We start from the raw sequence: 25,349 nt of genomic DNA on the forward strand, positions 1-25,349 counted from the left end.
GCGAATGACGTTTCGGCTGACGCTGGTCGCCGCCGCCGCGACCTCTTCGCGGCTCGGGGAACGCTTCGGCGACGACCGGCCGCTGGATCCGGCGGGCCGCCGCGCCGCCGAGCGCGCCGCGCCCGTCCTGCTGCCGCTGGCCGCGGCCGAGCTGCGCTACTGTTCGCCGTCGCCGCGCAGCCGGGAGACCGGCCTCGCGCTCGGCTTCACCCCGCTGGTCCAACTCGCCCTGCGCGACTGGGACATGGGCCGCTGGGGCGGCCGTACCCTCGCCGATGTGATGGCGCGCGAGCCGCGCTCGGTCGACGTGTGGCTCGCCGACCCCCGCTCGGCGCCGCACGGCGGCGAATCGCTGCTGGCGTTCATCACCCGGGTCGGCGGCTGGCTGGACACCCGGCCGGTCGAGGAGCACGTCAAGATGCTCGCGGTCGCCGACCCCGGGGTGATACGCGCCGCCCTGATGTACGCCATCAAGGCGCCGCCGCACTGCTACTGGAACGTCGACGTGACCCCACTGTCCACCGTCACCCTCACCGGCCGCGCCGGGCAGTGGCGACTGCGGGTGGAGGGCGACGCGCCGCGCTGACCACGGTCAGGCCGCGCCGTGGAAGCGGTGGTGCAGCGTACGGACCTCCTCGGCGAGGGCGGGGTACGGGCCCTCCACCACCGCGCCGGGCACGACCTCGCGGATCGGCAGGGTCCGTACCGGTGGCGCGGGCACACCGAGGTCGGCGAGCCAGCCCGACAGCTGCTCCGACGAGCTGGCGTACACGATGCGGCCGAGCCCGACCCAGCCGTGCGCGGCCGCGCACATCGGGCAGTGCTCGCCCGAGGTGTAGACGGTGGCCGCGGCCCGCTCCGCGGGGGTCAGCCGCGCCGCCGCCCAGCGGGCCAGGGCGAATTCCGGATGGCGGGTGTGGTCGCCGCCCGCCACCCGGTTGTGGTCCTCGGCGAGGACGGTCCCGTCGGCGGCGACCAGCACCGAGCCGAAGGGTTCGTCGCCCGCCTCCAGGGCCTCGGTCGCCAGCTCCACACAGCGGCGCAGATGCCGCAGATCGTCGTCGGTCGCGGTGCCGTCAGTCGTCACGATGCCTCCCCCGGTGGTGATCAGGGCCCGCATCGTAATCGGTTCCCGTCCGTGGGCGCCGACGGATCCTCAGACCCGCTCGGCCCTCTCCCGCAGCAGTCGCCGCTCGGGGGCGTTGCGGGTCAGGGAGGCGGCGCGCTCGAACTCCGCGCGGGCCTCCTCCCGCCGCCCCAGACGTTCCAGCAGATCGCCGCGGACGCTCGGCAGCAGGTGGTAGTCACGCAGCGCGGGGTCCGCCACCAGGGCGTCGACCAGTTCGAGACCGGCCGCGGGGCCCTCCGCCATCGAGACGGCGACCGCCCGGTTCAGCTCCACCACCGGGGACGGGGTCAGCCCGGCCAGCCGGTCGTAGAGGGTGGCGATGGTCGTCCAGTCGGTGTCCTCGTAGCGCACCGCCCGTGCGTGGCACGCGGCGATCGCGGCCTGGAGGGCGTACGGGCCGTGGCCCGCGCGGTGCAGGGCCTCGACGCCGCGGTGGATCAGCAACCGGTTCCACTTGGCCCGGTTCTGGTCGGCGAGCAGCACCGGCGCGCCGTCCGGCCCGGTGCGGGCCGGGATGCGGGAGGCCTGGAACTCCAGGAGCGCGGCCAGCCCGTGCACCTCGGGCTCCTTGGGCATCAGCCCCGCCAGCACCCGGGCCAGCCGCAGCGCGTCCTCGCACAGGGCCGGGCGCACCAGATCGTCCCCGGCGGTCGCGGAGTAGCCCTCGTTGAAGATCAGGTAGATGACCTCCAGGACGGAGGAGAGCCGGGCGGCCCGGTCCTCCCTGTACGGCACCTCGAAGGGCACCCGGGCCTTGGCCAGCGACCGTTTCGCGCGGACGATCCGCTGGGCGACGGCCGCGTCCGAGGCCAGGAACGCGCGGGCGATCTCCTCCGTGGTCAGCCCGCCCAGCAGCCGCAGGGTCAGGGCGATCCGGGCCTCCGGCGACAGCACCGGATGGCAGGCGGTGAAGATGAGCCGCAGCAGGTCGTCATCGATATCGTCGGGGTCCGCGGGAGGGGGCGGCGGCACGTCCTCCAGGGCCCGCCCGACCTCGGCCAGCTTGCGCGCGTACGTCTCCTTGCGGCGTACGAGGTCGATCGCGCGGTGCTTGGCGGTGGCCATGAGCCAGGCTCCCGGCTTGTCCGGGACGCCCGACTCCGGCCACTGCTCCAGCGCGGCGATCAGGGCATCCTGCGCGAGTTCCTCCGCGATGCCGACGTCCCGCACGATGCGGGCGACACCTGCGATGACGCGCGCGGATTCGATCCTGAAGACCGCTTCGACCGTCTGGGTCGCTTCGGTCGCGTTTGCTGCCGTCACGGCCACCCATCAGAGCAGCCGCCCGGTGGTGCGGCAAGCGGAACCGATCAGTCCGTGGTCCGGGTCAGCCCTCTTCGATCTCGCGGACCTCGGCGGTGATGGTCCAGTAGTCCTCGTGGGTCTCCAGGAACCGCTTCGTCCACTCCACCGCCTCGGCCTTGTCCTTGGCCTGGATGAGGGAGTAGCCCCCGATGACCTCCTTGCTCTCGGTGAACGGCCCGTCGGTGTAGCTGAGCTTGCCGCCGGACCAGGTGACCCGGGTGCCCTCGGAGGTGGGCTTGAGCCCGGCCGTGTCGAGCATGACGCCCGCCTTGGTGATCTCCTCCAGCAGCGCGCCCATGCGCTCCATCAGCTCGGGGCTGGGGCCCTCGGCGGGGGCGTTCTTCTCGTCGATGCGGATCAGGGTCAGAAAGCGCGGCATGGTGACTCCTCGGTCGCCGGGGCGGGGCCGTTCCCCGCCGCTCACCCTTGCGTCGAACGGGAGACGCCCGGATCGACAGCTCCCCGGAAAATTCTTCGGGGAATTTTTCCGGGGAGCACGGCGAGCGGGACAACGGGTGCCGTCAGCCCATGTGCACGGCGCCCGCGTCCTCGGTGGGCTGCTGCTTCCGGGCGTTGATGGCGATCGCGGTGACCGCGAGACCGGCCAGGAACATGACGGCCGCGGCGGCGAAGGCCCGGGTGTAGCCGTGGGTCAGCGCCTCACCGGCCCTCGCCACCAGGGCGGCGTCCTTCGTGGCCAGCCCCCGGTAGAGGGCGGCGGCCGCCCCGGGCAGCCGGTCGGTCGCCGCCGAGGTGGAGAGGGTCGACATGACCGCGAGCCCGAGCGCGCCGCCGACCTGCTGCGCGGTGTTCAGCAGCGCGGAGGCGATGCCGGTGTCCTCGTGCCGCACCCCGCTGACCGCGCCCAGCGTCATCGGGACGAAGCCCATGCCGAGACCCAGAGCGGTGACGAACATCGCGGGCATCAGATGGCCCGCGTACGACGAGTCCGGCTCCAGGGTGGAGAACCAGACCATGCCCGCCGCCGCGACCGCCAGGCCCGGCCCGGCTATCAGCCGCGGGGCGAGGTGGGCGACCAGCTTGGAGCTCAGCCCTGCGGCCATGGCCATGCCGAAGCTGAAGGGGAGATACGCGAAGCCGGTCCGCACCGGGGTGTAGCCCAGGATCAGCTGCATGTAGAGCGTCAGGAAGTAGAAGGTGGCGAACATGCCCGCGCCGATGCACAGCATGGTGGCGTAAGCGCCCCACCGGTTGCGGTCCCGGAACAGCCGCAGCGGCATCATCGGGTGCCCGGCCCGGGCCTGGACCAGCAGGAACGTCACCAGCAGCACGGCCGCCGCGGCGAAGGAGCCGAGGGTGAGGCCATCGGTCCAGCCGTGGTCGCCGCCGCGGGTGATGCCGTAGACCAGGGCGATCAGCCCGCCCGTGCCGGTGATCGCGCCGGGGACGTCCAGCCGTCCGGGGGTGCGGTCGGCCTCCACCAGGGTCCGGGTTCCGGCGAGGACGGCCAGCCCGATCGGAATGTTGACGAAGAACACCCAGCGCCAGTCGAGGACATCGGTGAGCGTGCCGCCCAGCAGCAGCCCGACCGTGGCGCCGACCCCGCCCATGGCCGCGTACACGCCCATCGCCGTGTTGCGCGCCTTGCCCGCCGGGAACGTCGTGGTGATCAGGGCCAGCGCGCTGGGGGCCGCCATCGCGGCGCCCACGCCCTGGAGCACCCGGGCGCCGATCAGCAGCCCCTCGCCCGGGGCCAGCCCGCCCAGCACCGAGGCCAGCGTGAAGACGACGATCCCGGTACGGAACATCCGCCGCCGCCCGAACAGGTCCCCGGCCCGGCCGCCGAGCAGCAGCAGCCCGCCGAAGGCCAGCGCATACGCGTTGACGATCCACGCCAGGTTGCCGTCGGACACCGTCAGATCGGTCTGGATGCTGGGCAGGGCGATGTTGGTGATCGTGGCGTCGAGGACCACCATCAGCTGCGCCGCGGCGATCACGAACAGGGCCAGGCCGAGATGGCGGCCCACGCCCCCGGGCGATTTCCCGGCGGTCTCCGGCCGCACCGGGGCGGCGGCGGTGGTGGTGTCAGCGGACATCGAAGGTCTCCAAGAAGTGTGCTGAACGCGGGCCTGCGTCGGCCCGCGCGCCCACCTTCCCGGCAATACATGACATCCGCCGTCATGTTTTTCAGCGATCCTCGGACCATGAAATCCGACCGGATGCTGTCGATCCTGCTGCTGTTGCAGACCCGCGGACGGGTGCCCGCCACCGAGCTGGCCGAGCGCCTGGAGGTGTCCGTACGCACGATCTTCCGCGACGTCGACGCCCTCTCCTCGGCCGGGGTGCCCGTCTACGCCGAGCGCGGGCGCAACGGCGGCATCGCCCTGCTGCCCGGCTACCGCACCGATGTGACGGGGCTGACCGCCGACGAGGCGCGGGCGCTGTTCGTCCTGGTCGCCGACCGGGCCCACGCCGATCTGGGGCTCGGCCGGGCCATCGGCTCGGCGCTGCGCAAGGTCATGGCCGCCCTGCCGCCGCCGCACCGCGACGCCGCCGCGCTGACCCGGCGGCGCATCCTGGTGGACCCGGTCCGCTGGCGCAGCGGGCCCCGGGCGGCGGCCGACCTGGGGGTGCTCCAGGACGCCGTCTTCACCGACCGGCGGCTGCGGCTGCGCTACCGGCACGGCCGCGACGACCGCGAGGCGTCGTACACCGTCGACCCGTACGGCCTGGTCGACAAGGCGGGCGTCTGGTACCTGGTGGCCGATCACCGCGCCCAGCCCCAGCTGTTCCGGGCCGACCGCATCCTGGCGGCGTCGGTCGCCGACGAACCCGTACGGCGGCGTGAGGGGGCGGAACTGGCCGACGTGTGGGACACCCTGCGCCGCCGGATCGACGACCTCCCCACCGGGGTGGACGTGGTGGTGGCCGTCCGGCGGGCGTCCCTGCGCCGCTTTCTGGGCATCTACCACGCCGATCTGACCGCACCGCCGCCGCCCGAAGCGGACCCCGGAGCGGACGGCGGCCCGGAGCGGGTGGAGTTCCGCTTGCGCTTCCGCTCCCTGGGCGCGGCCCGGCCCCTGCTCGCCTTCGGCGCCGACGTCGAGGTTCTCTCCCCGGAGGAGCTGCGCGAGGAGCTGGCCCGCGTCGCGGCCGAGACCACGGCCCTCTACTCCGGCGAGCGGCAGGGCTGAGCCGCCCCGGCGCCGGGCCTGTCCGGAAACTTCTTTGCATAAAGCTGCCGTCGATCGTATAGTCATGCCATCCGTGAGGGAGGATGGCAATGGCGATACGCGCAGCGGTGGCGGGAGCGAGCGGATACGCGGGCGGTGAGGTGCTGCGGCTGCTGCTCGCGCACCCCGAGGTCGAGATCGGCGCGCTGACCGGCAACAGCAACGCGGGCCAGCCGCTCGCGGCCCTCCAGCCGCACCTCCTCCCGCTGGCCGACCGGGTGCTGGCGCCGACCGGGGCCGAGGCGCTGGCCGGGCATGACGTGGTCTTCCTCGCGCTGCCGCACGGGCAGTCCGCCGCCGTCGCCGAGCAGCTCGGCGACCAGGTGCTGGTGATCGACTGCGGTGCGGACTTCCGGCTGGAGGACGCGGCCGACTGGGAGAAGTTCTACGGCTCGCCGCACGCCGGTACCTGGCCGTACGGCCTGCCCGAGCTGCCGGGGGCGCGCGCCGCGCTGGTGGGGTCCAAGCGCGTCGCGGTGCCCGGTTGCTACCCCACCGCCGTCTCGCTCGCGCTGTTCCCGGCGTACGCGGCCGGGCTGGTCGAACCCGAGGCCGTGATCGTCGCCGCCACCGGAACCTCGGGCGCGGGCAAGTCGCCCAAGCCGCATCTGCTGGGCAGCGAGGTCATGGGCTCCATGAGCCCGTACGGCGTGGGCGGCGGCCACCGGCACACCCCGGAGATGATCCAGAACCTGTCGGCCGCCGCGGGCGAGCGGGTCTCGGTCTCGTTCACCCCGACCCTCGCCCCCATGTCCCGCGGCATCCTGGCCACGTGCAGCGCCCCGGCGAAGCCCGGCGTGACGGCGGGGGCGCTGCGGGCCGCGTACGAGAAGGCGCTGGGCGACGAACCGTTTGTCCACCTGCTGCCGGAGGGCCAGTGGCCCTCCACCGCCGCCGTGTACGGATCCAACACCGCCCTGCTCCAGGTCGCCCACGACGAGGCGGCCGGCCGGGTCATCGTGATCAGCGCGATCGACAACCTCACCAAGGGCACCGCGGGCGGCGCGGTCCAGAGCATGAACATCGCCCTCGGCCTCCCCGAGGAGCTGGGACTTTCCACGATCGGAGTCGCTCCATGAGTGTGACGGCAGCCAAGGGCTTCACCGCCTCCGGCGTCGCGGCAGGGATCAAGGAGAACGGGAACCCCGATCTCGCTCTCGTCGTCAACAACGGACCACGGCTGGCCGCCGCGGGCGTCTTCACCTCCAACCGCGTCAAGGCCGCCCCGGTGCTCTGGTCCGAGCAGGTGCTGAAGGGCGGCCAGGTCTCCGCCGTCGTCCTCAACTCCGGCGGCGCCAACGCCTGCACCGGCCCGCTCGGCTTCCAGGACACCCACGCGACCGCCGAGAAGGCCGCCGAGGTCCTCGGGCACAGCGCGGGCGAGGTCGCCATCGCCTCCACCGGGCTCATCGGCCTCCGGCTGCCCATGGACCCCCTGCTGTCCGGCCTCGAGACGGCCGCCGCCGCCCTCAGCGAGCACGGCGGCGAGAAGGCCGCCATCGCCATCAAGACCACCGACACCGTGCACAAGACGGCCGTCGCCCAGGGCCCCGACGGGGCGTGGACCGTCGGCGGCATGGCCAAGGGCGCGGGCATGCTGGCCCCCGGCCTGGCCACCATGCTCGTCGTCCTCACCACCGACGCCGATGTCGAAGCCCCCGCGCTGGACGCCGCGCTGCGCGACGCCACCCGCACCACCTTCGACCGCATCGACTCCGACGGCTGCATGTCCACCAACGACACCGTGCTGCTGCTGGCCTCCGGCGCCTCCGGGGTCACCCCGGCCGCGGACGCGTTCGCCGAGGCGGTCCGCACCGTCTGCGCTGACCTCGCGCGGCAGCTGATCGGGGACGCCGAGGGCGCCTCCAAGGACATCCGCATCGAGGTCGTCGGCGCGGCCACCGAGGACGACGCCGTGGAGGTGGGCCGCTCGATCGCCCGTAACAACCTCCTCAAGTGCGCCATCCACGGCGAGGACCCCAACTGGGGCCGGGTGCTGTCCGCGATCGGCACCACCTCCGCCGTCTTCGAGCCCGACCAGCTCAACGTGGCCATCAACGACGTGTGGGTCTGCAAGAACGGTTCGGTCGGCGAGGACCGCGAGCTGGTCGACATGCGCTACCGCGAGGTCCGCATCACCGCCGACCTGGCCGCCGGCGGCGAATCCGCCGTCATCTGGGCCAACGACCTGACCGCCGACTACGTCCACGAGAACAGCGCGTACTCCTCATGAGCGAGCCGAATTCGTCCCAGAAGGCGGACCAGCCGACCGCCCGCAAGCACACCGCCCAGCCCAAGGCCCGCATCCTCATCGAGGCGCTGCCCTGGCTGACCCGGCACCACGGCAAGACCGTCGTCATCAAGTTCGGCGGCAACGCCATGGTGGACGACGAGCTGAAGGCCGCCTTCGCCCAGGACGTCGTCTTCCTGCGGCACGCCGGGCTGCGCCCGGTCGTCGTCCACGGCGGCGGCCCGCAGATCAGCGCGCAGCTCGACCGGCACGGCCTGGTGAGCGAGTTCAAGGCGGGCCTGAGGGTCACCACCGACGACGCGATGGACGTCGTACGGATGGTGCTGGCCGGGCAGGTGCAGCGCGAGCTGGTCGGGCTGCTCAACCAGCACGGCCCGCTCGCCGTCGGCATGACCGGCGAGGACGCCCATCTGATGTCCGCGACCAAGCACTTCGCCGAGGTCGACGGCGAACAGGTGGACATCGGCCGGGTCGGCCGGATCACCGACATCGACACCGGCGCCATCAAGGCGCTGCTGGACGACGGCCGCATCCCGGTCGTCTCCTCCATCGCGCGCAGCTCCGACGACGGCCACGTCTACAACGTCAACGCCGACACGGCGGCGGCCGCGCTCGCCGCCGCCCTGCGCGCCGAGACGCTGATGGTCCTCACCGACGTCGAGGGCCTGTACGCGGACTGGCCCCACAGCGACGAGGTGATCAGCCAGCTCGGCGCGAGCGAGCTGGAGAAGCTGCTGCCGGAGCTGGCCAGCGGCATGGTGCCCAAGATGCAGGGCTGTCTGCACGCCGTACGCAACGGCGTCACCAACGCGCGCGTCATCGACGGGCGGGTGCAGCACTCGATCCTGCTGGAGATCTTCACGGACGAGGGAATCGGCACGATGGTCGTGCCGGACGCGGAGCACGAGGGGGAGAACCAGTGAGCAACGCGGAGCTGACGCAGCGCTGGCAGGGCGCGATGATGGACAACTACGGCACGCCGCGCGTCCCGCTCACCCACGGCGAGGGCGCCACGGTGTGGGACGCGGACGGCAAGGAATACCTCGACTTCGTCAGCGGTATCGCCGTCAACTCCCTCGGCCACGCCCACCCCTCCGTCGTACGGGCCGTATCCGACCAGATCGCCACGCTCGGCCACGTCTCGAACCTCTTCGTCGCCGAGCCCCCGGTGGCGCTCGCGGAGCGGCTGCTCCAGCTCTTCGGCCGCAGCGGGCGGGTCTACTTCTCCAACTCCGGCGCGGAGGCGGTCGAGGCCGCCTTCAAGATCGGGCGGCGGACCGGCCGTACTCATATGGTCGCCACCACCGGCGGCTTCCACGGCCGCACCGTGGGCGCCCTGGCCCTGACCGGCCAGCCCGCCAAGCAGGAACCTTTCCTTCCGCTGCCGGGTGACGTCACCCATGTGCCGTACGGCGACGTGGAAGCGCTGCGCGCGGCCGTCACCACCGACACCGCGCTGGTCATCGTGGAGCCCATCCAGGGCGAGAACGGCGTCATCGTCCCCCCGGCGGGCTATCTGGCCGCCGCCCGCGAGATCACCCGGGCCACCGGCACGCTGCTCGTGGTGGACGAGGTACAGACCGGAATCGGCCGTACCGGACACTGGTTCGAGCACCAGGCGCAGGGCGTCGAGCCCGACGTCGTCACCCTCGCCAAGGGCCTCGGCGGCGGCCTCCCCATCGGCGCCACCCTCGCCTTCGGCCCCGCCGCCGACCTGCTGACCCCAGGTCAGCACGGGTCCACCTTCGGCGGGAACCCCGTCTCCTGCGCCGCCGCCGTCGCCGTCCTCGACACCATCGAGGCCGACGGAATCCTCGACCGCGTCAAGCGGGCGGGGGAGCGGCTGCGTGACGGAATCGAATCGCTCGACCACGCTCTGATCGGCCACGTCCGTGGCGCGGGGCTGCTGCTCGGTATCGTGCTCACAGAGTCCCTCGCGCCGCAGGTGCAGCAGGCGGCTCAGGACGCGGGACTCCTGGTGAACGCGACCGGGCCGGACGTGGTCCGCCTCGCGCCGCCGCTCGTCGTCGGCGACGACGAGGTGGACACCCTCCTCCGGGAGCTGCCCGGCGTCCTGACGGCCGTCCTGAACGCCGCGCATGAGGGCCAAGGGGAACGATGATCCGGAGACTGACGAGACGATGACCGAGGCGCAGCACACCGACGCGGCGCACCACGCCGCACACGATGCCGACGGGAACCACAACGGACCGTCCGTGCCGCAGACCCGCACCGCCCGCCACCGCCGGATCGTGGACATCCTGAACCGGCAGCCGGTCCGCTCCCAGAGCCAGCTCGCGAAGCTCCTCGCCGACGACGGACTCTCCGTCACCCAGGCGACGCTCTCCCGCGACCTGGACGAACTGGGCGCGGTCAAGATCCGCAACACCGGCGGTGAGCTGATCTACGCGGTCCCCAGCGAGGGCGGCGACCGCACCCCCCGCGCCCCGCTCGGCGAGTCGGCCAGCGAGGCGCGCATGGCGCGCCTCGCGGCCGAACTCCTCATCTCGGCCGAGGCCTCCGCCAACCTCGTCGTCCTCCGCACCCCACCCGGCGCGGCCCAGTTCCTGGCCTCGGCCATCGACTCGGCGGAGCTGCACGTGATTCTCGGCTCGATCGCGGGTGACGACACGGTGCTCCTCATCAGCCGCGACCCAGCAGGCGGCCAGGCCCTGGCCGACCACCTCCTACGCCTGGCCCAGAAGGCCCGCTGAGCTGCCGGGCGGGGGCGGGCTGGGGCGCTGCCCCTCGGGGTTTCGTCGCCGGGTGCGGGCCGGTGGCGGGGTTGTGCCCACCCGTTCCGCCCTGCGGAACGATTGCCCACAACGGGGTCCGACATCCAGCCCCTCCGGCGTTGGGGGACACCACTTAGCCCCTCCGGCGTTTGAGGAGCGGGGTCCAGGGGCGGAGCCCCGGCGGGGGTGCTGGGGGCGGAGCCCCCGCAACGGGGTCTGGGGCGGAGCCCCAGCGGGGGCCGGGGCGGAGCCCCGGTTTCGGGGAGGGGCGGGGTGGGGGCTACTCCGCCTCCGCCCGACGCCCCCGGTGTGCCATCCACGCCGCCACAACCGCCCCCGACACGTTGTGCCACACGGAGAACACGGCCGCCGGAAGCGCCGCAAGCGGACTGAAGTGCGCCGCGGCCAACGAAGCCGCAAGCCCAGAGTTCTGCATGCCGACCTCAAAGGCCATCGCCCGACTCGCGGGCGCCCCCAGCCGGGCCACCTTCCCCGCCGCATACCCCAGCGCCAACCCCAGCCCGTTGTGCAGCACGACGGCCAGCAGCACCAGCGCCGCCGCGGACCGGATCGCCTCCGCGCTGCCCGCGACGACCACCGCCACGATGAACCCGATGGTCACGGCCGACAGCCACGGCAGCACCCCCAGCACCCGGACGATCAGCCGCCCGGCCACGAGCCGTACGACCAGTCCGCCCACCACCGGCAGCAGCACCGTCTTCAGGATGTCGGTGACCATGGACTCCGCGTCCACGGGCAGGAATTCCCCGGCCAGCAGCAGCGTCAGCGGCGGGGTGACCAGCGGAGCGAGCACCGTGGAGACGGTGGCGACCGAGACGGACAGGGCGACATCACCCCGCGCCAGATACGTCACCACGTTCGACGCCGTCCCGCTCGGCGCGCAGCCGACCAGGATGACACCGGCGGCCAACTGCGGGGACAGCCCGAGCCCCTGAGCGATGAGCCACCCCAGACCGGGCATGATCACGTAGTGCGCGACCAGCCCGAGCGCCACCGCCCAGGGTCGCTTCAGCACACCGGTGAAGTCCTGCGGGGTCATGGTCAGCCCCATGCAGAACATGATCACGCCGAGCAGGTACGGCACCTGCGGCGCCCAGCCGGTGAAGGTGCCGGGGGTGCTCAGGCCCGCCACTCCGGCGGCGAGGACGAGCAGGGGGAAGACGGTGACGGCCCGCCGGGCCGCCCGGTCGGCGGGCCCGGCAACGGACTCCGGCGACGGCGACGACGACGGCGACGACGACGGGGACGCCGTGGAGTCGGTTGCGGGGCTCTTGGGTTCGGATCGCACCGCGCGATCGAACGCCGAGGGAGCCCCGTTCCGCAAGACCGTCTCGTTATGTGGTCACTACAAGGAAGCCGTTACAACGACAGCGGCGGCAACGGAAGCGGCAGCCCCGGCAGCCCGTCCAGACTGCTGGCGACATGGTCCTTCCGCTCGCAGTAAGCGGTCAGCTTCTCCTCGTCGTCCTCGCGCCGGAACCGCTGGGCATGCAGCGTGCGGTCCTCGCGGTAGTCCATGAAGGGCACCGCGTACCCGCACGTGTCCCGGATCAGCTCGGCCGTCACCACAATCACGGCCCGCAGCCCGTGCGCGTGCACATCGACGGCGGGAAAGTGCTTGACCAGCTCCCCGAAGCGCGGGTCGTCGCGGAACACCGGCTCACCCCGCCCATGCACCCGCACGATGTTCGGCGACCCCTCAAAAGCGCACCACATCAACGTGATGCGGCCGTTTTCGCGCAGATGGGCGATGGTCTCCGCGTTGCTCCCGGAGAAGTCCAGGTACGCCACGGTCAGTTCGTCGAGCACGGCGAACGAGCCAGCCACCCCTTTCGGGGACAGGTTCACAGTGCCGTCCCCGGCCAGTGGCGCGGTAGCCGTGAAGAAGATCTTCTGCTGTTCGATGAATGTGCGAAGCCTGCCGTCGATGCGTTCGTACGCTTTGCCCATGTGGCGCATTATCCGCCCAGGTCGAGGCCACAGGGATGGTTCGATGGAGACATGGCAGACAAAAACGGTCGGCGGGCCCGCCCCGGGATCCGGGTCCGCCGCGTGTACGACGCCCCGGAGCCGGACGACGGCACCCGCGTGCTGGTGGACCGGATCTGGCCGCGCGGCCTGGCGAAGGCCGACGCCCGTCTGGACGAATGGGCCAAGGCCGCAGCTCCCTCCACCGAGCTACGACGCTGGTACGGGCACGAACCGGAGCGGTTCGCGGAGTTCGCCCGCCGGTACCGCGCGGAGCTGACCGAACCGGAGCACCGCGAGGCCGTGGACCATCTGCGCGAGCTGGCCGGGCAGGGCACGCTCACGCTCCTCACGGCCGTGAAGGACCTGAGCCACGGCCACGCGGGTCTCCTGGCCGACGCGGTACGCGGCCACCGCTGAACAGCGTGCCTCTCACGACACACACAGCTCAGCCGAAAAACGCGCGAAACCGCTCGTCTGCCACGTCGTCCCCTCCGCCGTCACCACGAACGCCTCCGCGCCCGGCTGCCGCTGGAGCCACGGGCGGGCGCGCTCGGCGCCCATCGCGCAGGCCGCCGTCGCCCAGGCGTCCGCCTCCGTCAGGCTGGTGCCGACCACCGTCACGGAGGCGAGGCCGTCCGCCGGGGGGCGGCCGGTGTGCGGGTCCAGGATGTGGCAGCCGCGCTCGGCCGGGCCCGAGGTGGCGATGGCCAGCTCGCCGTGCGCCTCCACCACCGCGAGCAGCTCACCGCGCCGCGTCGGGTCGGCGATGCCCACCCGCCACGGGCCGCCGTGCACCTGCACGTCGCCGCCGCCGTTGACGCACACCGAACCGGCGCCCGCCGAGGCCAGCATCCGGGCGGCGCGCTCAACGGCCCACCCCTTGACCAGGCCGGTCGGATCGGGCCGTCCCCCGGCGTAGTGCGGGGTGAACCAGCCGTCGCTGCGGTACGTGAACTCCTCGCACAGCTCCAGTACGTCCCGTACCTCCGGCTCGCACTGCGACAGCGTCAGCTCCTCGCGCCCGAGACGGCTGATCTGGCTGTCCTGGCGGTACGTGGAGAACAGCTCGTCCACCCGGTGCAGCCCCACCACGGCCCCGTCCAGCGCGGCCAGCACCCGGGGCCGGTCGGCGTCGTGGATTTCGCGCAGGTCGAAGGAGAAGACGGTGCCCATGACGTGTTCGACATGGCGCAGCGGCTCGGGCTCGCCGTACTCGTCGTAGGACGTCATTTGGTACCCGCCTTGTCGAGAGCGCTCTGGAGGGACTTGGCGTAGCCCTCGCTGGTGTACGTCGCACCGGACACGGTGTCGACCTTCGCGGCGGACACTGCCTGCTGGTTGAGCTGGGGGATGGAGTCCTTGGCGATCTGTTCGCTGCGCGGCCCGGAGTTCGGCGTCTTGACGGCCTGCGCGGCGGTGATCTTCCCGCCGCTCATGGTGACGCTGACCTGCACCGGCCCGTACTGCGTGTCGACGACATCACCGGTGAGCGTCTGCCCACCGCCCCCACCCGCCCCCGAGGGCGCGGTGGCCGCGACGGGCGGCGGCGCCTGCCCGGCGGGCGGTCCGGCGACGTTCTGGCCGCCGGCCGGCTGCTTCAGCGCGAGCAGCGCCACGACACCGGCGACGGTGGCGGCGGTGCCCAGCAGGATACGGCGCAGCGGATGCTTCCTCTTCATGGCTCCACCTCAGGTCACAGCTCGAAGGATTCATGATGGATACGGCGGTCCGGGACCCCCGCGTCGTGCAGCGCCTCGTACGCGTGCTCGGTCAGGCCCGGAGGCCCGCACAGATAGACGTCGTGCTCGTCGATGTCCGGCAGCAGCGCCCGCAGCCGCTCGGCGCTGATCTCCGGCCGGGCCCCGTCGGGGCCGTTGACGGCGTACAGCAGCCGGGCGTCCCGCTCGGTCGCGATCTGCTTCAGTTCGCCCCACAGCGCCAGGTCCTCGACGGTCCGGGCGCGGTAGAGCAGGGTCAGGTCGCCGCCCTTGCCGGGCAGCGTCTCGAACAGGGCGCGGATGGGGGTGATGCCCGCCCCACCGGCGATCATCAGCACCTTGCCCTGGCTGCGGCGGGACGCGGTCATCGCCCCGTACGGCCCCTCGGCCCACACCCGGGTGCCGGGCTTCAGGTCGGCGAGCCCGGTGCTGTGCCCGCCCACCGCCTTCACCGTGATGCGCAGCAGATTGGGCCGGGGAGGGGCGGACAGCGAGTACGGATGGGAACCCCACCGCAGCCCCGGAGCCAGGAACCGCCACCGGAAGAACTGGCCCGCCTCCGCGCCGATCCGGTGCAGCTTGCGCCCCTTGATCAGCACCGAGACGATCCCGGGCGCCTCCTGGACGACCGCCTCCACCCTCATCCGGTGCCGCAGGTTCAGCCGCAGCGGCACCAGCAGCCGGTACCAGATCGCCAGCGCGCTGACCGCGCCGTACAGCACGTACCACGCGGTCTGGGCCGTCATGTCGCCCACGAACTCGGCGCCGTTGCTGAGCTGGTGCCAGAAGGTCAGGAAGACGGCCGCGTAGGTGAGCAGATGCAGGTAGTACCAGACCTCGTACGGAAGCCTGCGGCGCACCATCCCGGCCGAGATCAGTCCGATCACCACGAGCGTCACCGTGCCGACCGTCGCTTCGAGCATGTCGGGGAAGGTGAGCACCATGGTCTCGGTCTGCTCGACGAACGAGACGCCGCCCTGGGTCGCGTACCCCGCGATGATCAGGCCGACATGGGCGAGGATCAGGCACAGCGCGTACCGCCCGCTCATGGCGTGCCACCGCGCCACCCGGTCCGAGCCCACCCGCCGCTCCAGCGCGGGCACCCGCGCCATCTGGAGCACCACCAGCGCCAGGACGTACCCGGCGAGCAGCCCGCTGAGCCGTCCGGCGCCGTTCAGCCAGGCGGCGTTGCCGGTGACGTTCGGGGTGTTGAACCACCACAGGGACAGCACCGCTGCCGCCCCTGCCCAGCTCAGCAGCACCAGCGGCACGGCGGGGGAGCGCCGTGGCCGAATCTGGCGCAAGGCCAGCCGTCGACCGGCCCGGCTGTTCAATAGCGTCGTCACGGCCCGTCCCCTTCCTATGGGCTCCGGTGCACAGGGGTACGGGCGGGAGCGGAGGATGACTCAAAGGCCGAAGAAATTCGCAGGTTTCGGGATCGTATGATCGCTGACCACGTCATTCTTGGTTAGGAACGTCATGTCGATGCCGCCCCAGCCGCAGGGGAATCCGTACGCCTCCGCGCCGCCCCAGGGGAACCCGTACGCCACACCGCACGCTCCGTACGGTCAGCCGCAGCAGCAGCCCCACTACTGCCAGCACCCGCACCCGTCCGATTACGGCCAGCCGATGGCCGGGGTGCCGCAGGTGCCCGCCTGCCGGGTCTGCGCGGCGTATCCGGCGGCGGAGGTCACCATCCGCGGCCATGTGGGCATGCTGATCATGATGCGGTTCCAGAAGTGGCAGGGACCGTACTGCCGTACGTGCGGCACGGCGATGCGCCGTGAGGCGACGACCAACACGCTGTGGCAGGGCTGGTGGAGCCCGTTCTCGATGGTGATCTTCAACCCGTACACGATCATCAGCAACCTGGTGGTCCGCGGGAAGCTCAACAAGCTCCCGGAGCCGGGACCCGTTCCGTACGGAACGCGCCCCGACCCCGGGAAGTCCGTGCTTCAGCGCCCCGCGGCGTACGTGGCGCTGCTGCCCATCCTCTGGTTCCTGTTCCTCATCGTCCGCGGCGGCTAGCGAGCGCCGCAGACGGGGCCGCGCTTGCCAGCCCCGCCACGGCGAACGCCAGGGCCACCAGCAGCGCGCTCACCCAGACCGGCGAACGGTAGCCGAGGCCCGCGCCCAAGGTGAGCCCGCCCAGAGCGGGACCGACCGCCGCCCCCACGTTGAGGGCGGCGGTCGCGAACGAGCCGCCCAGCGCGGGTGCTTCGGCCGCCGCGTACAGCGCCCGCGTGATCAGCGTGGAGCCGACGCCGAACGACAGCATCCCCTGCACGAGCACCAGCACGACCGCCACCCCCGGCCGGTCCGCGCCCACCGACAGCAGCAACCAGCCGACGAGCAGGGCCAGCCCGCCCGGCACCAGAACCAGCATCGGCCGCGCGTCGGACCACCGCCCGGCGACGGTCACCCCGGCGAACGACCCGAGCCCGAAGAGCGCCAGCACGGCAGGCACCCAGGACTCTCCGAAGCCGCTCACGTTCGTGATGAGCGGCGTCAGATAGGTGAACGTGCAGAACGTCGCGGCGTTCACCAGCATCCCCAGACCCAGCGTCACCAGCAGCCGGGGACTGCGCAGCGCGCGCAGCTCACCGCGTGCGCTCGGCACCTCCACCGCTTCGGTACGCGGAACCGACCGCACGATGGCGAACAGGGCCGGTACGGAGACGAGCGCCACCGCCCAGAACGCCGAACGCCACCCCCAGACCTGCCCCAGCAGCGCACCCGCCGGAACCCCGGCGACACACGCGAGCGTGACCCCGCCCAGCAACGCGGACGTGGCCCGCCCCTTGGAACTGGACTCGACCATCCCGGTCGCCGCCGCGAGCCCCACGGCCAGGAACCCGGCGTTGGCCAGCGCCCCGAGCACCCGGGTGGCCAGCAGCACGGCAAAGCTGGTGGTGACGGCGCCGACGACATGGACGGCCATGAAGGCCGTCAGAAACACCAGCAGCGCGCTGCGCTGTGGCCACCGCATACTGAGGACCGCCATCAGCGGCGCCCCCACGATCATCCCCACCGCGAACGCCGACGTCAGCGCGCCCGCGGCGGGGATGGATACGTTCAGATCACTGGCGATGTCCGGCCCGAGGCCGGACAGCATGAATTCGGATGTGCCTTGGGCGAAGACCGCCAGTCCGAGCACATAGATGGCAAAAGGCATGAAGACTCCACACACCGGCGTGAAAGACGGAGAGAATGCGGAGACCGGTAGCCCGGTGATGAAGGCGCCACCGAACGACCGGTGGCTAGAGCCTGGATGCCTCTGGACTGGACATGGCGGTTAGGTTAGCGGTTCGCCGTGTGCGTGACGAACGCGGCCCATGCGGTGGGCGAGAAGGCGAGTTGGGGACCCTGCTTGTCCTTGGAGTCCCGGACGTGGACGGTGTTCTCCGGGCAGGTGGCGACCTCTACGCAGCTGTCACCGTCGCCAGTGGAGTAGCTGCTCTTGAACCAGGCAAGCTCGGTGCTCATAGCGCTCCTCGGATCTGCCTCAGCAGGCTCACGGAGTCCTCAGGGGTGAGAGCCTGTGAGCGCAGTTTGGCATACCGCATCTGAAGAACGCTGACCTCTTTCGGGTCAGTGATCAGCTGGCCGCTTCGCTGACCTTCCAGGTAGCCGAACCACTGGTTGTCAGGTGTTTCCAGAAGCTGCATGGGGCCTTCGAGCGCCGCGTGTGCTTCTTGGACGAGTGGGATGATCTGGATCTCGACGTTTCGTAGCTCAGAGCACTCCAGCAAGTGGTCGATGAGCGCCTTGGTGACCTCGGTGCCGCCGGTGTGCCGGTCCAGTAGCGCCTGCTCGAAGATGAAGCTGAACGCGGTGTTCGGCCTGTCCCAGAGCAGGCGTTGACGATCGTGACGCGCGGCGAGCCGCGTCGCGATCTCATCGTCCGTCAGCGGTGGGACGGTGCTATGAAACACCGCATGGGCGTACGCATCGTTCTGGAGCAAACCCGGGATCAATCGGCACTCGTACGTACACAGGCTGATCGCCGTCTCCTCCAGCGCGGCCCACTGCCGGAACCACGCCGCCAACCCCGGCTTCCGCACCAGATACTTCGCCGCCGCCCGCAGAACCCCGAACGCTTCGAGCACGTCCTCCGCCCGCTCCACATACTCCCGCTGCGGGAAGCGCCGACCCTGCTCGATCGAGGCCAGGGTCTGGACCGAGTACCGGAGCAATGGGGCCAGTTGCTCCTGGGTGTAGCCCGCTCGTTCTCGGAAGACCTTGACGACCGCCCCGAACGTCTTGAGGCTGTCCGAGGACTCCGGTGCGTTGTTGCTGCTGCCCGTGTTGTCCGCCATCTGCGGCCACCTCCGGTGGTGCCGTACGTACTGAACCTGACTATCGGCCCAACTCGGCCATGGTCACGGTCCGTTATTCGTACAGTCCACCACGCGTACTCGTACAGTGACGCAGCGTACGAGAAGCCGATCTGGTCCGGTCATACGCCGAGCCGGAACGGTGACGCCATGCCAATCCCAGCGCATCCACGAACGACTTCTGACCAGTTCACTCATCGCTTCAGCTCCACCCGCCGTGGCGCCCGGCTCGCCCGGCTGCTGGTGCTCCAGCAGCTGGACGAGTGGGGGTTCCGCTACCGCGGCGAGGTGTCCGATCTCGTCGCCGCGATCGTCGCCGAACTGGCGGCCAACGCCGTCACCCACGGCCGCGTCCCCGGCCGGGACTTCGAGGTCCGGCTGACGCGCACCGCCACGACGCTGCGCATCGAAGTGGCGGACACCCGTACCGAGGGGCGGCCGCCGGTCGAGGACGCACCGACCGCACCCCCGCCCGACTCCGAGACCGGTCGGGGCCTGCTGCTGGTCGCGGGCCTCGCCGCGCGCTGGGGCGTGGCCGAGCGGCGGGGGCCGGGCAAGACGGTCTGGGCCGAGACCGACCTCATTTGCGGTCGAACTTGATCGGATAGGACACCGTGGAGCGCGGCACCGGCTTCTTGGTGTCCTTCCCGGTGTCCTTCTTCCCGTCGTCGTTCTGGAAGTGGACGGGATACTTCCCCGTCTGGCGCGGGTTGGGCGACTTGCCGTCGCCCGTGTCGACGTCGCCCCGGCCGTTGATCCACAGGACCCCCACCACGACCACACCGAGCACGATCATCTGGTTCTTCTTGTCGGCCACCGACTCCCCCTCGGTCCGCAGAAGCGCCCCCGCCCCGGAACATGGTGGCATCACCGCACCAGCGCCGACCAGGGCATAAGTCGGACTGTCGGCGCAGGACGGTGCGCGTCGCTTGCCTGAGTGCGGCGACGGTCGGCTTGTCGCGATTCTTGGGCAGCCAGGCGAGGGCCATCCGCCACGGTTCGAGGTCGACGACATCGACATAGGCGACGCCGGAGCGTGGGTAGAGCCAGCGGGCGCTCTCCGGCGGGAACTGGATCCCCTTTCCCATGGCGATCAGAACCAGCGCGCTCTCGTAGTCGGTCACCGCGTGGGGGCTGTAGCGCACGGCGGTGCCGTCGGGGCGGGGGTCGACCGACCAGAAGTCCCGCCACACCGCGGGGATATCAGGACTCAAGCCGAGGTGCTCGTGATCGGACAGGTCGGAGAGTCGCAGCGGTCCTTCGGACACCAGGGGGTCGCTGCTGGACATCACCGCGCACCGCGCACCGCGGGCCAGGGTGCAGGTCTGGATGCCCTCGGGTACGGGGAGGAAGACGAACGACGCATCCACATCGCCGCGGAGGATCGCCGTCGCGTAGTCGAAGCCGGTCCGCAGGACCTGAACGTCCACGTCCGGTATGAGCCGGTGGAGTTCGTCCATGATGGCGGGTATGGGGTCCATGGAGGTGACGGCCTCGAAGGAGCCGATCACCATCCGCCCGGCGGCGGCATGATGCCGCGCTGAGGTGCGCAGCCGCTCGGCCGCGTCCACCACCTCACGTATCCGGGGCAGCAGAGCCCGTCCGGTGTCGGTGAGTTCCGTCCTGCGCGTGGTGCGGTCCACCAGCTCCGCTCCCAACTGACGCTCCAGCGCGCGTATGTGGCGCGAGAACGTCGGCTGGGCCAGGTAGGCGCGCCGTGCCGCGCGGCCGAAGTGCAACTCCTCGGCCAGTAACAGGAAAAGCCGCAGCTGGCGTATGCCCGGGTAGCTCGTGCCCCTCGTATCCGCCATAGCCGTCACGCTATCAATCCGGCCAGGACTCGCATGGTGATCGTCTTCCCCGAGCGCCCCCGGCCAACGGAGGATGTTCACACCGCCACCCCCCGGGCGTGCGCTGGTGCCTGCGCACAGTGCACTCCCGCCAGGTTTGTCATGCAATCGACAGCACACGGGGAATGCAGTGCCTCTTCACGCAAGACTCAGGCGACACAGCGCGGTAGCGGCAGCGATGGTGCTGCTACCTGTCTTCGCCACCGAATCGGCTTCCGCGGCACCACAGCAGCCGGAGCCCCAACCCTCCGCCGCCGCGGAGGGGACGACACACGTACCGCCACAGGGCACTCATCCACCGGGCGAGCCCGACCCGAAGTTCATCGAGGAGTGCGAGGCCGACCCGGAGGCGCAAAGCCTCAAGGGCAGGGTCTACCACCGCGGCGTGTGGTGCCAGACCGCCGAGGTCGAACTGCCCACCGCACAGGGGACGGCCACGCTGGACATCACGGCGGCCGCCTACGCCGACCCCGCCGCGCGCCGGGTACGGGTCTTCTACCGGGTCAACGACTGGAACACGGACCTCACGAACTTGCCGTGGATCAATGGCGCCAGAACCTTGCGGATGCGCCTGAACTGCGACAACCAATGCGGCGTCATCGGTAACGACGACGCTGACAAGTCCAAGGCCCTGGCGGACTGGAGGGTCGATGAGGACCTCACCGTCCCCCAGCCCAAGTGGGCCCGCTGGGACATCACCTCTCCCGATGCCGGAGCCGGACCGGAGCGCATGCTCCAGCACATGTGGCAGTTCCAGGGCACGCTCGAAGGACAGCCGGGACTGAGCGACGACCACGAGTTCGCCCTCCCCGAGCACAACGTCCGCTGCGACTCGGCCGGTTTGGCTCCGGGATACGGCAACTGGACACCAAAGGCCTGCATCAACGACGACGTGCTGCCCTTCATCACCTACAAGAAGAGCGACCCTTTGGTGGGGGAGGTCGCCCACCACATCGACTACGCCCTCAACAAGCCACGCGAGACCTTCCCGAACTTCGGCTCGGCGAAGTCGATCCCCGGTAAATACACCGGCAGCAAGAGCAGCCCCGGCCTGCACCGCGTCGCCGCGGAATCGGAAGTGGCCGATGCCAACCGCAAGATGAAGGATGCCATCCGCGACCGCCAAGGCGAGTGGAACGGCCCCGACGACCTGCCGCCCAAGGACGTGCCCGAGATGCAGGCCGACGAGTACCCCTTCGCGACCACCGAAGAGGGGCTGTCCCGGGCCCGCGCCGAGGACGGCATCCTGGACGGCTCCGTGGCCTGGGTCCACGGCAATCAGAACGGCGCCGCCGGCAACCGGCTCCAGGAGTTCTATCGCACCGACCGCATCCTCTTCGGAGGCAGGGACGAGTTCTGGGTCAACATCGCGCCCTGACGGCCTCGGCCTTGAGGCGAGTGGCTCCGTGGCATCCGGCCACGGAGCCTCCCTATAAACCAGTTGGCGGACCACGGCGGACCACTGCTACTTTTCCGGAGGCCGTGCGAGAGAACGAGGAGGTGGTACCTGTGAACGTATCGACATGGGTGCTCCCCTCCGGGGTCACGGTCGGGCGATAGGCAGGTCGTCCGGGAGCGCCGTTCAAGCGCACTCCCGAAAGGCACGACCATGCGATTCACTTCCGAACAGCGCCTCGACGACGGCGTCCTCGAGCGCGCATTCACCCTCGGCGAGATCCCCGGCATCCTGTGGACGCCCGCATCCGCATCCGCATCCGCACCGGCGCCGCTGATCCTGCACGGCCACCCCGGCGGACTGCACAAGATGTACCCCCGACTGGTGGCCCGGGCCCGGCACTCCGCGGGGGAGGGCTTCGCCGCGGCCACCATCGAGCTCCCCGGAAGCGGTGACCGGCCCCGTTCCGCCGCCGCCGAGCAGGCCCGCGCCGACCTGCGCCGCGCGCTGGAGGCCGGCGAGCCGGTCGACGAGGAGATCGTGGACCGGCTCGTCCTCCCGCTGGTCGAAAGGGCGGTCCCGGAATGGCAGGCCGCCCTGGACGCCCTCCTTTCGCTGCCCGAGATCGGCGGCCCGGTCGGGTACTCGGGGGGAGTGATCTCCATCGGGATCCGGCTGGCGGTGGTCGAGCCGCGCATCTCGGCCGCCGTTCTGTTCGCCGGGAGTTTCGTGCCCCGCGCCCTGTTCGAGGAGGCCCGGCAGGTCACCATCCCGCTGCACGTCCTGCTCCAGTGGGACGACGAAGGGAACGACCGCCAGCGGGCCCTGGACCTGTTCGACGCCTTCGGCTCCAAGGAGAAGACGCTGAACGCCAATATGGGCGGGCACACCGGCGTCCCGCAGTCCGCGGGGGACGCCGCGGCCCGGTTCTTCACCCGGCATCTGAGCTAGCCGCCCCAACCGCCCCGATCGCGCCGGTACCGGACAGGGCGCTGGCTACGGATACAGCAAGGTCAAGGGCCTGAATGCACTGCTCGGCGTCGTCTCCACACCCCTGTCCGCCCCATGATCGCCGCCACCAGGCTGCGCAAGGGACCCTCGAACTCCGCGCGCGGGGCGGCAGCGTTCGTCGCTGAGACCATCCGCACCGCACGCGCCTGCGGCACCAGCGGCCTGCTGGTGCTGCGGGCGGACTCCGCGTTCTACGGCGCCGACGTCATCAACGCCTGCCGGGCCCTGGGTGCCCGCATCGAGCAGGTGATTGCCGATGGGACTTCACCCAGCTGTTCAGCACGGTGCATGCACCGTCGGCCCTCTGACGCTCCCTGACCGACCTGCCCGAAAGGGCCCGAGACCTGTGGACAAAGTGGAAGAGCTGGGCAGACCAGCGGCCACCCCATGCCCGAATCCGCAACTCAGCCCAACACGGCCTGCACGACCCCGAAACGATCAACCGGGAATCAAGCCGGTGGATCCGGGGTGAGTCAGCGCACCAGGCAAGGGGGCTCTCACAGTACCTGTATCACCAGGGTCTCCCAGACGTCCCAAACGCCTGTCAACCTGGTTGAGTCGAAAGCGCCGACAACACTCCACGGACACGCACTGCAGCTTTACCCCCATCAGCTGCCCCGAATGCGCGACCGTGTCGGCGCATTCTTCCACGACAGAAGGGACGGAGACCAATGGCGGACAACCAATTAACCACTCACACAGAACTTTTCGATCTGAGTGGGAAGTGCGCCCTTGTCACTGGCGGCACCAGGGGTATTGGGATGATGATAGCGCGCGGCCTTCTCCAGGCGGGCGCCCGTGTTGTCATCAGCTCACGCAAGGCAGACACGTGCGCGGAGGCACAGCATCTACTGTCCGAATTCGGCGACGTTCAAGCAATCCCCGCCGACCTGTCCAGGCACGACGAGTGTCAGCGCCTCGCTGATCTTGTCAAGGTCGACTCGGAACGCCTGGACATCCTTGTCAACAACGCGGGAGCGATGTGGCGCGAGCCGCTAGCGACGTTCCCGGACGAGGCCTGGGACGCAGTGATCGACCTCAACCTCAAGTCGCCGTTCTGGCTGGTGCAGGCGCTGCTCCCCGCACTTCGCAGGGCGGGCACCGCCGATGATCCCGCCCGGATCATTAACATCGGCAGTATCGCCGCCATCCACGTCGCCCAGTCGCCCAACTACTCGTACGCCAGCAGCAAAGCGGCACTCCATCAACTCACCAGAGTGCTTGCCAGAGAGCTGGGCCCACAGCACGTCACGGTGAACGCGGTAGCACCGGGAGTGTTCCCGTCGCAGATGATGGCGTCCACGCTCGATGCCATCGGCGACACGATCGCGGCGGCGGCCCCTCTGCGCCGGCTCGGCCGCGACGACGACATGGCGGGTATCGCCGTGTTTCTCGCTAGCCGGGCTGGGTCCTACCTCACGGGCACCATCATCCCGGTAGACGGCGGCATCGCGACGACCGCATCGGGTACCCCTTAGACTGCGGGACGGGCTTACGGTGAGGGGATGGCCACGATGGATCTACGCACCGAGATCCGGGAGTTCCTCAGCTCGCGTCGCGCCCGCATCGCACCCGAGCAGGCGGGCCTGCCCGCTTACGGCGGCAACCGTCGGGTCAAAGGTTTGCGCCGCGAGGAGGTAGCGCTACTGGCGGGGGTATCGGTCGACTACTACGTGCGCATGGAGCGCGGCAGCCTCGCCGGTGCCTCCGATGGCGTGCTCGACGCGTTGGCCTCTGCCTTGCAACTCGACGAGGCCGAGCGCGACCACCTGTTCCACCTCGTGCGCCAATCCAGGGCGCCCAGCGGCCCACGCCGGCGTAGGCCTGCCGTGACGGTGCGCTCGACGCTGCAGCAGGTGCTCGACGCGATCTCCGATGCGCCGGCCTTGATCGGTAACGGCCGTTATGACGTGCTCGCCATGAATCAACTCGCTCGCGCGCTGTATTCACCGGTGCTGGCCGACCCGCGACGGCCCGCGAACACAGCGCGGTTCGTCTATCTAAACCCCGAGGCGGCCAGAGATTTCTTTGTTGACTACGACCAAATTGCCGGTGACGCGGCCGCGAAGCTACGCATGGAAGCCGGCCGCAATCCGCACGACGAGGAGCTGATCGCCCTAGTCGGCGAACTGTCAACGTGCAGTGAGCTATTTCGGCAGCGGTGGGCATCTCAGGACGTGCGGCTGCACCGGTCCGGCCGCAAGCGTGTGCGCCATCCGATCGTGGGCCAGCTCGACTTGGACGTCGAGTCCCTGGAACTGCCCGCCGAACCCGGCCTGCACCTCAACGTCTACACCGCACCCGCGGGCACACCGACCGCTGACAATTTAGCGCTCCTGGCGTCGTGGGCGGCCACCCAACAGACGCTGGCGACCGAGCTCGATGCACACAACGGATAGTTCAACCCCTTCAGCCGTACTAGTCAGCGGAC

The 25,349-nt window shown here is 70.7% G+C and carries 28 protein-coding genes and 1 pseudogene; 15 read left to right on the forward strand and 14 right to left on the reverse strand.

The annotated features are described in order from the left end of the window. Positions 1-4: 4 nt before the first annotated feature. Positions 5-586 (forward strand): histidine phosphatase family protein, encoded by a 582-nt coding sequence (locus tag HYQ63_RS34575; protein WP_179937686.1) that lies wholly within the window; start codon positions 5-7, stop codon positions 584-586. A 6-nt stretch (positions 587-592) separates the two neighbouring features. Here HYQ63_RS34575 and HYQ63_RS34580 read toward each other — a convergent pair whose 3' ends face one another. The 4 genes from HYQ63_RS34580 to HYQ63_RS34595 all read right to left on the reverse strand — a co-directional run bounded on the left by HYQ63_RS34580 (position 593) and on the right by HYQ63_RS34595 (position 4,491). Then, positions 593-1,087: a nucleoside deaminase gene (locus HYQ63_RS34580; RefSeq protein ID WP_179937687.1), complete on the reverse strand. Its 495-nt coding sequence runs from the start codon at positions 1,085-1,087 to the stop codon at positions 593-595. 69 nt (positions 1,088-1,156) lie between these two features. Beyond that, positions 1,157-2,392 carry an RNA polymerase sigma factor gene (locus tag HYQ63_RS34585; RefSeq protein ID WP_179937688.1) on the reverse strand — a complete coding sequence of 412 codons (1,236 nt, stop codon included), beginning with the start codon at positions 2,390-2,392 and terminating at the stop codon, positions 1,157-1,159. A gap of 64 nt (positions 2,393-2,456) precedes the next feature. After that, positions 2,457-2,813, reverse strand: coding sequence for a YciI family protein (locus HYQ63_RS34590; RefSeq protein ID WP_179937689.1), 357 nt, complete (start codon positions 2,811-2,813; stop codon positions 2,457-2,459). Positions 2,814-2,955: 142 nt separating this feature from the next. After that, positions 2,956-4,491, reverse strand: a complete 1,536-nt coding sequence (locus tag HYQ63_RS34595) for an MFS transporter (RefSeq protein WP_179937690.1) — start codon at positions 4,489-4,491, stop codon at positions 2,956-2,958. 108 nt (positions 4,492-4,599) lie between these two features. Here HYQ63_RS34595 and HYQ63_RS34600 point away from each other — a divergent pair, with 108 nt between their 5' ends. From HYQ63_RS34600 to HYQ63_RS34625, 6 genes are all read left to right on the forward strand, one after another. Further along, positions 4,600-5,589 carry a YafY family protein gene (locus tag HYQ63_RS34600; protein ID WP_179937691.1) on the forward strand — a complete coding sequence of 330 codons (990 nt, stop codon included), beginning with the start codon at positions 4,600-4,602 and terminating at the stop codon, positions 5,587-5,589. An 89-nt stretch (positions 5,590-5,678) separates the two neighbouring features. Further along, on the forward strand, positions 5,679-6,707 hold the full coding sequence (argC, locus tag HYQ63_RS34605; protein WP_179937692.1) for an N-acetyl-gamma-glutamyl-phosphate reductase: 1,029 nt from the start codon (positions 5,679-5,681) through the stop codon (positions 6,705-6,707). Next, the gene (argJ, locus tag HYQ63_RS34610; protein WP_179937693.1) at positions 6,704-7,861 is read left to right on the forward strand and encodes a bifunctional glutamate N-acetyltransferase/amino-acid acetyltransferase ArgJ; all 1,158 of its coding nucleotides are present in this window, start codon (positions 6,704-6,706) and stop codon (positions 7,859-7,861) included. The genes argC and argJ overlap by 4 nt, the downstream gene beginning before the upstream one ends. Further along, on the forward strand, positions 7,858-8,802 hold the full coding sequence (gene argB / locus HYQ63_RS34615) for an acetylglutamate kinase (protein WP_179937694.1): 945 nt from the start codon (positions 7,858-7,860) through the stop codon (positions 8,800-8,802). The genes argJ and argB overlap by 4 nt, the downstream gene beginning before the upstream one ends. Continuing rightward, positions 8,799-10,001, forward strand: coding sequence for an acetylornithine transaminase (locus tag HYQ63_RS34620; protein ID WP_179937695.1), 1,203 nt, complete (start codon positions 8,799-8,801; stop codon positions 9,999-10,001). Before argB ends, HYQ63_RS34620 begins: the two co-directional genes overlap by 4 nt. A gap of 19 nt (positions 10,002-10,020) precedes the next feature. After that, positions 10,021-10,593 carry an arginine repressor gene (locus HYQ63_RS34625; protein WP_257232326.1) on the forward strand — a complete coding sequence of 191 codons (573 nt, stop codon included), beginning with the start codon at positions 10,021-10,023 and terminating at the stop codon, positions 10,591-10,593. A gap of 301 nt (positions 10,594-10,894) precedes the next feature. On the opposite strand, the gene HYQ63_RS34630 is transcribed toward HYQ63_RS34625, so the two are convergent. Beyond that, positions 10,895-11,788 carry a bile acid:sodium symporter family protein gene (locus HYQ63_RS34630; protein ID WP_373689227.1) on the reverse strand — a complete coding sequence of 298 codons (894 nt, stop codon included), beginning with the start codon at positions 11,786-11,788 and terminating at the stop codon, positions 10,895-10,897. A 206-nt stretch (positions 11,789-11,994) separates the two neighbouring features. After that, on the reverse strand, positions 11,995-12,585 hold the full coding sequence (locus HYQ63_RS34635) for a pyridoxamine 5'-phosphate oxidase family protein (RefSeq protein ID WP_179937697.1): 591 nt from the start codon (positions 12,583-12,585) through the stop codon (positions 11,995-11,997). A gap of 51 nt (positions 12,586-12,636) precedes the next feature. Between HYQ63_RS34635 and HYQ63_RS34640 the strand changes: the two genes are divergently transcribed. Then, entirely contained in the window at positions 12,637-13,023 is a 387-nt protein-coding gene (locus HYQ63_RS34640; protein ID WP_179937698.1) for a DUF488 domain-containing protein, read from the forward strand. A gap of 12 nt (positions 13,024-13,035) precedes the next feature. On the opposite strand, the gene HYQ63_RS34645 is transcribed toward HYQ63_RS34640, so the two are convergent. From HYQ63_RS34645 to HYQ63_RS34655, 3 genes are read right to left on the reverse strand one after another with little or no spacing between them, the layout of a single operon-like run. Further along, positions 13,036-13,836, reverse strand: a complete 801-nt coding sequence (locus HYQ63_RS34645) for an FAD:protein FMN transferase (RefSeq protein WP_257232328.1) — start codon at positions 13,834-13,836, stop codon at positions 13,036-13,038. Then, positions 13,833-14,285 carry an FMN-binding protein gene (locus HYQ63_RS34650; RefSeq protein ID WP_179937699.1) on the reverse strand — a complete coding sequence of 151 codons (453 nt, stop codon included), beginning with the start codon at positions 14,283-14,285 and terminating at the stop codon, positions 13,833-13,835. The genes HYQ63_RS34645 and HYQ63_RS34650 overlap by 4 nt, the downstream gene beginning before the upstream one ends. Before the next feature lie 14 nt (positions 14,286-14,299). Next, positions 14,300-15,670 (reverse strand): ferric reductase-like transmembrane domain-containing protein, encoded by a 1,371-nt coding sequence (locus HYQ63_RS34655; protein ID WP_179937700.1) that lies wholly within the window; start codon positions 15,668-15,670, stop codon positions 14,300-14,302. Between the two features lie 133 nt (positions 15,671-15,803). Here HYQ63_RS34655 and HYQ63_RS34660 point away from each other — a divergent pair, with 133 nt between their 5' ends. Continuing rightward, entirely contained in the window at positions 15,804-16,352 is a 549-nt protein-coding gene (locus HYQ63_RS34660; RefSeq protein WP_257232329.1) for a hypothetical protein, read from the forward strand. On the opposite strand, the gene HYQ63_RS34665 is transcribed toward HYQ63_RS34660, so the two are convergent. The 3 genes from HYQ63_RS34665 to HYQ63_RS34675 all read right to left on the reverse strand — a co-directional run bounded on the left by HYQ63_RS34665 (position 16,333) and on the right by HYQ63_RS34675 (position 18,643). Further along, positions 16,333-17,499 (reverse strand): Cmx/CmrA family chloramphenicol efflux MFS transporter, encoded by a 1,167-nt coding sequence (locus tag HYQ63_RS34665; RefSeq protein WP_179937701.1) that lies wholly within the window; start codon positions 17,497-17,499, stop codon positions 16,333-16,335. The genes HYQ63_RS34660 and HYQ63_RS34665 overlap by 20 nt on opposite strands. 125 nt (positions 17,500-17,624) lie before the next feature. Next, positions 17,625-17,810: a DUF397 domain-containing protein gene (locus HYQ63_RS34670; RefSeq protein ID WP_179937702.1), complete on the reverse strand. Its 186-nt coding sequence runs from the start codon at positions 17,808-17,810 to the stop codon at positions 17,625-17,627. Then, on the reverse strand, positions 17,807-18,643 hold the full coding sequence (locus HYQ63_RS34675) for a helix-turn-helix transcriptional regulator (protein WP_179937703.1): 837 nt from the start codon (positions 18,641-18,643) through the stop codon (positions 17,807-17,809). Before HYQ63_RS34675 ends, HYQ63_RS34670 begins: the two co-directional genes overlap by 4 nt. Positions 18,644-18,811: 168 nt before the next feature. On the opposite strand from HYQ63_RS34675, the gene HYQ63_RS34680 reads away from it, so the two are divergent. Then, positions 18,812-19,261 carry an ATP-binding protein gene (locus HYQ63_RS34680; protein WP_179937704.1) on the forward strand — a complete coding sequence of 150 codons (450 nt, stop codon included), beginning with the start codon at positions 18,812-18,814 and terminating at the stop codon, positions 19,259-19,261. On the opposite strand, the gene HYQ63_RS34685 is transcribed toward HYQ63_RS34680, so the two are convergent. Both HYQ63_RS34685 and HYQ63_RS46145 read right to left on the reverse strand, forming a co-directional pair. Next, a complete protein-coding gene (locus tag HYQ63_RS34685) occupies positions 19,242-19,478 on the reverse strand; it encodes a hypothetical protein (protein WP_179937705.1) in 237 nt (78 codons plus the stop codon). The genes HYQ63_RS34680 and HYQ63_RS34685 overlap by 20 nt on opposite strands. Positions 19,479-19,587: 109 nt before the next feature. Then, a pseudogene (locus HYQ63_RS46145) lies at positions 19,588-20,472 on the reverse strand (LysR family transcriptional regulator); the annotation flags it as partial. Between the two features lie 217 nt (positions 20,473-20,689). Between HYQ63_RS46145 and HYQ63_RS34700 the strand changes: the two are divergent. The 5 genes from HYQ63_RS34700 (at position 20,690) to HYQ63_RS34720 (ending at position 25,317) form a co-directional block, all read left to right on the forward strand. Then, positions 20,690-21,889 (forward strand): hypothetical protein, encoded by a 1,200-nt coding sequence (locus HYQ63_RS34700; protein ID WP_179937706.1) that lies wholly within the window; start codon positions 20,690-20,692, stop codon positions 21,887-21,889. A 231-nt stretch (positions 21,890-22,120) separates the two neighbouring features. Then, positions 22,121-22,858, forward strand: coding sequence for a dienelactone hydrolase family protein (locus HYQ63_RS34705; RefSeq protein WP_179937707.1), 738 nt, complete (start codon positions 22,121-22,123; stop codon positions 22,856-22,858). A gap of 114 nt (positions 22,859-22,972) precedes the next feature. After that, positions 22,973-23,236, forward strand: a complete 264-nt coding sequence (locus HYQ63_RS34710) for a hypothetical protein (RefSeq protein WP_179937708.1) — start codon at positions 22,973-22,975, stop codon at positions 23,234-23,236. Between the two features lie 353 nt (positions 23,237-23,589). Beyond that, positions 23,590-24,396: an SDR family oxidoreductase gene (locus HYQ63_RS34715; protein WP_179937709.1), complete on the forward strand. Its 807-nt coding sequence runs from the start codon at positions 23,590-23,592 to the stop codon at positions 24,394-24,396. A 27-nt stretch (positions 24,397-24,423) separates the two neighbouring features. Then, positions 24,424-25,317: a helix-turn-helix transcriptional regulator gene (locus HYQ63_RS34720; protein WP_179937710.1), complete on the forward strand. Its 894-nt coding sequence runs from the start codon at positions 24,424-24,426 to the stop codon at positions 25,315-25,317. Positions 25,318-25,349: the final 32 nt, after the last annotated feature.

The organism is Streptomyces sp. Rer75 (assembly GCF_013414305.1).
Classification (GTDB): domain Bacteria; phylum Actinomycetota; class Actinomycetes; order Streptomycetales; family Streptomycetaceae; genus Streptomyces; species Streptomyces himastatinicus.

Coding starts and splice junctions, on each gene's coding strand:
- HYQ63_RS34700 (WP_179937706.1), top strand. CDS start 20,690: ATGGTGCTGCTACCTGTCTTCGCCACCGAATCGGCTTCCGCGGCACCA.
- argJ (WP_179937693.1), top strand. CDS start 6,704: ATGAGTGTGACGGCAGCCAAGGGCTTCACCGCCTCCGGCGTCGCGGCA.
- HYQ63_RS34720 (WP_179937710.1), top strand. CDS start 24,424: ATGGCCACGATGGATCTACGCACCGAGATCCGGGAGTTCCTCAGCTCG.
- HYQ63_RS34595 (WP_179937690.1), bottom strand. CDS start 4,491: ATGTCCGCTGACACCACCACCGCCGCCGCCCCGGTGCGGCCGGAGACC.
- HYQ63_RS34650 (WP_179937699.1), bottom strand. CDS start 14,285: ATGAAGAGGAAGCATCCGCTGCGCCGTATCCTGCTGGGCACCGCCGCC.
- HYQ63_RS34675 (WP_179937703.1), bottom strand. CDS start 18,643: ATGGCGGACAACACGGGCAGCAGCAACAACGCACCGGAGTCCTCGGAC.
- HYQ63_RS34710 (WP_179937708.1), top strand. CDS start 22,973: ATGATCGCCGCCACCAGGCTGCGCAAGGGACCCTCGAACTCCGCGCGC.
- HYQ63_RS34600 (WP_179937691.1), top strand. CDS start 4,600: ATGAAATCCGACCGGATGCTGTCGATCCTGCTGCTGTTGCAGACCCGC.
- HYQ63_RS34660 (WP_257232329.1), top strand. CDS start 15,804: ATGTCGATGCCGCCCCAGCCGCAGGGGAATCCGTACGCCTCCGCGCCG.
- HYQ63_RS34635 (WP_179937697.1), bottom strand. CDS start 12,585: ATGGGCAAAGCGTACGAACGCATCGACGGCAGGCTTCGCACATTCATC.
- argB (WP_179937694.1), top strand. CDS start 7,858: ATGAGCGAGCCGAATTCGTCCCAGAAGGCGGACCAGCCGACCGCCCGC.
- HYQ63_RS34645 (WP_257232328.1), bottom strand. CDS start 13,836: ATGACGTCCTACGACGAGTACGGCGAGCCCGAGCCGCTGCGCCATGTC.
- HYQ63_RS34590 (WP_179937689.1), bottom strand. CDS start 2,813: ATGCCGCGCTTTCTGACCCTGATCCGCATCGACGAGAAGAACGCCCCC.
- HYQ63_RS34680 (WP_179937704.1), top strand. CDS start 18,812: ATGCCAATCCCAGCGCATCCACGAACGACTTCTGACCAGTTCACTCAT.
- HYQ63_RS34665 (WP_179937701.1), bottom strand. CDS start 17,499: ATGCCTTTTGCCATCTATGTGCTCGGACTGGCGGTCTTCGCCCAAGGC.
- HYQ63_RS34575 (WP_179937686.1), top strand. CDS start 5: ATGACGTTTCGGCTGACGCTGGTCGCCGCCGCCGCGACCTCTTCGCGG.
- HYQ63_RS34670 (WP_179937702.1), bottom strand. CDS start 17,810: ATGAGCACCGAGCTTGCCTGGTTCAAGAGCAGCTACTCCACTGGCGAC.
- argC (WP_179937692.1), top strand. CDS start 5,679: ATGGCGATACGCGCAGCGGTGGCGGGAGCGAGCGGATACGCGGGCGGT.
- HYQ63_RS34625 (WP_257232326.1), top strand. CDS start 10,021: ATGACCGAGGCGCAGCACACCGACGCGGCGCACCACGCCGCACACGAT.
- HYQ63_RS34715 (WP_179937709.1), top strand. CDS start 23,590: ATGGCGGACAACCAATTAACCACTCACACAGAACTTTTCGATCTGAGT.
- HYQ63_RS34705 (WP_179937707.1), top strand. CDS start 22,121: ATGCGATTCACTTCCGAACAGCGCCTCGACGACGGCGTCCTCGAGCGC.
- HYQ63_RS34640 (WP_179937698.1), top strand. CDS start 12,637: ATGGCAGACAAAAACGGTCGGCGGGCCCGCCCCGGGATCCGGGTCCGC.